This is a genomic window from Candidatus Rokuibacteriota bacterium (assembly GCA_016209385.1).
Lineage (GTDB): Bacteria > Methylomirabilota > Methylomirabilia > Rokubacteriales > CSP1-6 > JACQWB01.
Genome location: JACQWB010000179.1, coordinates 1 through 5354, shown reverse-complemented (window position 1 = coordinate 5354; position 5354 = coordinate 1). Strand labels below are relative to the sequence as shown.

At 66.9% G+C, this 5354-nt stretch carries 8 protein-coding genes and 1 tRNA gene; all 9 read left to right on the top strand.

Going from position 1 to position 5354, the window contains the following annotated elements; all coding sequences use genetic code 11:
- Positions 1–208 precede the first annotated feature (208 nt).
- Positions 209–283, top strand: a tRNA-Val gene (locus HY726_12630).
- Positions 284–392: 109 nt separating this feature from the next.
- A complete protein-coding gene (gene thrS / locus HY726_12625) occupies positions 393–2189 on the top strand; it encodes a threonine--tRNA ligase (protein MBI4609839.1) in 1797 nt (598 codons plus the stop codon).
- A gap of 99 nt (positions 2190–2288) precedes the next feature.
- The gene (locus tag HY726_12620) at positions 2289–2792 is read left to right on the top strand and encodes a translation initiation factor IF-3 (protein ID MBI4609838.1); all 504 of its coding nucleotides are present in this window, start codon (positions 2289–2291) and stop codon (positions 2790–2792) included.
- Positions 2793–2800: 8 nt separating this feature from the next.
- Positions 2801–2998 carry a 50S ribosomal protein L35 gene (gene rpmI, locus HY726_12615; GenBank protein MBI4609837.1) on the top strand — a complete coding sequence of 66 codons (198 nt, stop codon included), beginning with the start codon at positions 2801–2803 and terminating at the stop codon, positions 2996–2998.
- 15 nt (positions 2999–3013) lie between these two features.
- Positions 3014–3373 carry a 50S ribosomal protein L20 gene (rplT, locus tag HY726_12610; protein MBI4609836.1) on the top strand — a complete coding sequence of 120 codons (360 nt, stop codon included), beginning with the start codon at positions 3014–3016 and terminating at the stop codon, positions 3371–3373.
- Positions 3345–4382 (top strand): phenylalanine--tRNA ligase subunit alpha, encoded by a 1038-nt coding sequence (gene pheS, locus HY726_12605; protein MBI4609835.1) that lies wholly within the window; start codon positions 3345–3347, stop codon positions 4380–4382. The genes rplT and pheS overlap by 29 nt, the downstream gene beginning before the upstream one ends.
- Positions 4383–4473: 91 nt before the next feature.
- The gene (locus HY726_12600) at positions 4474–4722 is read left to right on the top strand and encodes a DUF4258 domain-containing protein (GenBank protein MBI4609834.1); all 249 of its coding nucleotides are present in this window, start codon (positions 4474–4476) and stop codon (positions 4720–4722) included.
- A 4-nt stretch (positions 4723–4726) separates the two neighbouring features.
- Positions 4727–4954: a YgiT-type zinc finger protein gene (locus tag HY726_12595; GenBank protein ID MBI4609833.1), complete on the top strand. Its 228-nt coding sequence runs from the start codon at positions 4727–4729 to the stop codon at positions 4952–4954.
- Positions 4843–5354 (top strand): hypothetical protein (locus tag HY726_12590; protein ID MBI4609832.1); only part of this gene is annotated, 512 nt, incomplete at its 3' end. The genes HY726_12595 and HY726_12590, both read left to right, overlap by 112 nt.

Below are 5354 nucleotides of genomic sequence, written 5' to 3'. Positions count from 1 at the left end.
TGTTTCCCTCGGCCGCGCCGGCGGCCCCAATCAGCCCTCGGAAGATCGGGCCCGCTGGCTCACGAGCCCCGGATCGCGGCTTTCCCGTGCTATTTCGGTCGTGCGGCCACATCATCCTGGGCGAAGATCCGAAACGGCTGTTCGGCGGGCGCGCCCCTTGACACTCAAAGCGCGCGATTGCTAGGATAGGGCGTGCTTTTCCCGGGGTAGGCTCGTAGCTCAGTGGGAGAGCGCCTGTCTGACGCACAGGAGGTCGGCGGTTCGAAACCGCCCGAGCCTACCATGTTACGGCTCCTCACGGAGGTCGCCCATCGACGAGCAGGACGCGAGCTGATGCGGAGGAAAAGCATCACGGGGGTCAGGCCTCAGTGGTGCTTTTTTTATCTGTCTCCATGCCCCAATCGGAAGAAGAACGCCATCTGAGCTTCGCCGGGGAGTTCGACTGCGCCCCGGAGCCGCTCCCCACGCTCCGCCACTCGGCCTCTCACGTGATGGCGCAGGCCGTCAAGCAGCTCTTCCCGGAGGTGAAGCTGGGCATCGGGCCCGCCATCGAGGACGGCTTCTACTACGATTTCGCGAAGCCCGAGCCGTTCACCGCTGAAGACCTGAATCGCATCGAGCAGCGGATGAGCGAGATCATCGGGCGTGACCTGCCCTTCGTGCGCGAGGAGGTGCCCCGCGACGACGCGCTGCGGTTCTTCGAGAGGCTCGGCGAGCCGTTCAAGGTGGAGATCCTGCGCGGCATCGATGCGCCGGTCGTCTCCCTCTACCGGCAGGGGGATTTCGTGGACCTCTGCCGGGGCCCGCACGTGCCGTCCACGGGCCACATCAAGGCGGTGAAGCTGCTCTCGAGCTCCGGCGCCTACTGGCGGGGCAGCGAGAAGAACCCGATGCTCCAGCGGATTTACGGCACCGCCTGGCACAGCCAGGAGGACCTGGACCGGTATCTGTGGCGCCTCGAGGAGGCGAAGCGCAGGGACCACAGGAAGCTGGGGCGCGAGCTCGATCTCTTCGTCTTCCACGACGTGGCGCCCGGCGCCGCCTTCTGGCTGCCCAGGGGCATGGTGATCTTCCGCGAGCTGGAGCGCTTCTGGCGCGAGGTTCACGACGCGCGGGGGTACCAGGAGATCTCGACCCCGATCCTGGTGCACAAGCGGCTCTGGGAGGAGTCGGGTCACTGGGAGCACTACCGGGAGAACATGTTCTTCGTGGAATCGGAGGAGCAGGTCTTCAGCCTCAAGCCCATGAACTGCCCCGAGTCCACCTACGTCTACCGCCAGCACCTGCGCTCGTACCGTGACCTGCCGCTGCGCTTCTCGGAGCTCGGACGGCTCCATCGCTTCGAGAGGTCGGGCACGCTGGCCGGGATGTTCAGGGTGCGGCAGTTCACGCAGGACGACGCCCACATCTACTGCCGCCCCGACCAGCTCCAGGCCGAGATCCTGGGCGTCATCGAGATCGTCCAGCTCCTCTACGGCCCGTTTGGGTTCGAGCCGCGCTTCTTCCTGTCCACCAAGCCGGACAAGGCGATGGGGGACCCCGCCCTCTGGGAGCAGGCCGAGACCGCGCTCGCCGAGGCGATCCGCAAGCGCGACCTTCCCCACGAGGTCCGGGCGGGCGAGGGCGCCTTCTACGGTCCCAAGATCGACGTGGTCATCTCGGACGTCCTGGGCCGGGACTGGCAGCTGGCCACGGTGCAGCTCGACTTCGTGATGCTGCCGGAGCGGTTCCGGCTCGAGTACATCGACTCCGACGGCCAGGCCAAGCGCCCGCTGGCGATCCACCGGGCCATCTACGGCTCCTTCGAGCGCTTCGTCGGGATCCTCACCGAACACTTCGCCGGCGCCTTCCCGACCTGGCTCGCGCCCGTCCAGGCGCGGGTGCTTCCGGTGAGCGAGAAGACGGCGGCCTACGGCCAGTCGGTCTTCGAGCGGCTCAAGGAGGCCGGGGTCCGGGTCGAGCTGGACGACCGCAACGAGAAGCTGGGCTACCGGATCCGCGAGGCCCAGCTCCAGAAGGTCCCCTACATGCTGGTCGTCGGCGAGCGCGAGAGCCGCGAGGGAACGGTGAGCCTTCGCCGACGCACCGGGGAGGACCTAGGGCAGGTCCCGCTTCCGCGGATCCTTGCGGAGCTGGCGGGGGAGATCGCCAGCCGGTCAGTGACGCTAACCGTGGGCCGCTCCCAGTGACGGCCCGCCGCCTCGTGCCCGAAGGGCCCGGGGAGGAAGTCGCCACGGGGTAGGGTGCCGACCCCGAGCGGGAGGAGCCGAGCGATCCAGTCCAGGTCGATTCGTGTCAACGAAGAGATCCGGGTCCGGGAGGTCCGCGTCGTGAGTCCGGAGGGGGAGCAGCTGGGGATCTTGGCTATCGCTCAGGCGCTGGAGGCGGCGGCCCAGCGGGGGCTCGACCTGGTCGAGGTCGCGCCGGAAGCCACCCCGCCCGTCTGCCGGATCATGGACTTCGGGAAGTACAAGTACCTGCAGGCCAGGCGGCAGAAGGAGGCGCGGAAGAAGCAGACGATCATCCAGGTGAAGGAAGTCAAGATGGGCCCGAAGACCGAGACCCACGACTTCGATTTCAAGGCCAAGCACATCCGCCGCTTCCTCGAGGAAGGCAACAAGGCCAAGGTTACGGTGCGGTTCAGGGGCCGCGAGATGGCGCACACCCAGCTCGGGTGGAAGATGCTCCAGAAGATGGCGGATGCGCTGTCCGACATCGCCGTGATCGAGCACCGCCCGAAGATGGAAGGACGGATGCTCACCATGCTCCTGTCGCCCAAGTCCCACCACTAGGAGCCACCATGCCCAAGCTCAAGACCAAGCGGGGGGCGGCCAAGCGCTTCAAGGCCACCGCGTCCGGGAAGATCCTGCGGCGGAAAGGGTGGAAGAGCCACCTGCTCGAGTGGAAGCCGCCGAAGCGGAAGCGGCAGCTCAAGCGGGCGGTGCAAATCTCTCCGGCCGACGCGAAGCGGGTGCGCCGCCTCGTCCCCTACCTCTAGCGAAAGGGAGCCACCATGCCACGGGCGAAGGGCGGCGCCAAGACCCGGCGCCGCCACAAGAAGGTTCTCAAGAAGGCCAAAGGGTACGTCGGTGGGCGCCACCGCCTCTATCGCACGGCGAAGGAGACCGTGCTTCGGGCCGGCGCCTTCGCGTACCGCGACCGGCGCGCCAAGAAGCGGCAGTTCCGTTCCCTCTGGATCGTCCGGATCAACGCCGCCGCGCGCGCCCTCGGCCTCTCCTATTCGGCGTTCATGAACGGGCTCAAGCGGGCCGGCGTCACCCTCGACCGGAAGATCCTGGCCGAGCTCGCCGTGAGCGACCCGGTCGCCTTCGCCAAGCTGGCGGATGCCGCCAGGGCTCACGGTGGCCGATAAGCGCCTGAAGGAGATTCTCGAGGGGGTCCGGGGGGGTCTGGCCGAGGCCCGGACGACCACCGAGCTGGAGACCCTCCGCGTCAGGTACCTGGGCCGCCAGGGGCTGCTCACCAAGCTCCTTCGCTCGATCCCGTCGCTGCCGCCGGACGAGCGTCCCGAGCTCGGGCGCCAGGCGAACCAGGCCAAGGCCGAGATCGAGGCGCTGCTGGGCGCGCGCCTCGAGGCGGTGAAGCGGGCCGAGCGCGAGCGAGCGGGGCGGCGGCTCGACCTCACGCTGCCCGGGCGTCGCCCGCCGCTCGGGACCGTGCATCCACTCACGCAGGTCCAGGACGAGATCATCGAGATCTTCCTGGGGCTGGGCTTTGCCGTCGCCGAGGGCCCCGAAGTCGAATCGGACTCCTACAACTTCGAGGCCCTGAACATCCCCAAGGATCATCCCGCCCGCGACATGCAGGACACCTTCTATCTCTCGGATGAGGTTCTGCTCCGGACCCACACCTCCCCGGTGCAGATTCGCGTCATGAAAGCTCAACGCCCGCCGGTCAGGGTGATCTGTCCGGGGAAGGTCTACCGCCGCGACGCCGACATCACCCACTCGCCGATGTTCCACCAGGTGGAGGGGCTGGCGGTGGACCGGGACACCTCCATGGGCGATCTCAAGGGGACCCTGGAGCTGTTCGCGCGGGAGATGTTCAGCCCGGAGACGCGGATCCGCTTCCGCCCGAGCTTTTTCCCGTTCACCGAGCCCTCGGCGGAGATGGACGTGGTGTGCTTCCTCTGCGGCGGGGCCGGCTGCCGGGTGTGCAAGGCCTCGGGGTGGCTGGAGATCCTGGGGGCGGGGATGGTGCACCCACAGGTGTTCCGGCACGTGGGCTACGATCCGGAGGAGGTGACGGGCTGGGCCTTCGGCATGGGGGTCGAGCGGATCGCCATGCTCAAGTACGGGATCGACGACATCCGGCTCTTCTTCGAGAACGACCTCCGGTTTCTGCAGCAGTTCGGGGCGTAAGAAGCGCGTAGCGCGCGAGAGCGGAGCGGCGCGCGGCGCAAGGGCATAGGGCGCAGCCGAGAAGCTGATGGCGGGGTAGGAGGGCGGCAGGGTGGGCTACTGGAAGGACCAACTGCTTGCGGTTCGGGAGATCGAAGAGGCGCTCTGCTCCTCAAACGCGGAGATCATCGAGGATTATCCGTCGGACCCCCGGGGGCGGTCATTTCTGTTGCTCGGGTTCACCGAGGCCGGAGCACCGATTCACCTGGTCTGCGGCCTCGCGGAAGAACTCGTGATTATCACGCTCTACCGCCCAGATCCGCGTCGATGGATCAACTGGCGAAGACGTCGGGAGGGATGATCACATGGAGCGGTGTTACTTCTGCCGCGGAAAAGTTACCGCGAAGAAAATTGAGCATCTCCACCGCTGGGGCGACAGCTTGTTGCTTGTGAAAGGCCTCCCGGCTGAAGTGTGCGAGGAATGCAAGGAGGTCTATCTGCCTCCTGCTTCGCTTCGTCTCCTCGACGAGCTTGCGACACAGCGCGAAGCTCCCACCGATTTCATCCAAATCCCGGTATATTCGCTTCCGTAAGCTTCACCGTCGCCGAGGGACCGGAGGTCGAGTCGGACTTCTACAACTTCGAGGCCCTCAACATCCCCAGGGACCACCCCGCCCGCGACATGCAGGACACCTTCTACCTGTCGGAGGACGTGCTGCTCCGGACGCATACCTCGCCGGTGCAGATTCGGGTCATGAAAGCTCAACGCCCGCCGGTCAGGGTGATCTGTCCGGGGAAGGTCTACCGGCGCGACGCCGACATCACCCACTCGCCGATGTTCCACCAGGTGGAGGGGCTGGCGGTGGACCGGGACATCTCCATGGGCGATCTCAAGGGGACGCTGGAGCTGTTCGCGCGGGAGATGTTCAGCCCGGAGACGCGGATCCGCTTCCGCCCGAGCTTTTTCCCGTTCACCGAGCCCTCGGCGGAGGC

Excerpts from the sequence above, each read along its gene's own strand:
- pheS (MBI4609835.1), top strand. The coding sequence starts at position 3,345 with ATGCCGCCAGGGCTCACGGTGGCCGATAAGCGCCTGAAGGAGATTCTC.
- HY726_12595 (MBI4609833.1), top strand. The coding sequence starts at position 4,727 with ATGGAGCGGTGTTACTTCTGCCGCGGAAAAGTTACCGCGAAGAAAATT.
- thrS (MBI4609839.1), top strand. The coding sequence starts at position 393 with ATGCCCCAATCGGAAGAAGAACGCCATCTGAGCTTCGCCGGGGAGTTC.
- rpmI (MBI4609837.1), top strand. The coding sequence starts at position 2,801 with ATGCCCAAGCTCAAGACCAAGCGGGGGGCGGCCAAGCGCTTCAAGGCC.
- rplT (MBI4609836.1), top strand. The coding sequence starts at position 3,014 with ATGCCACGGGCGAAGGGCGGCGCCAAGACCCGGCGCCGCCACAAGAAG.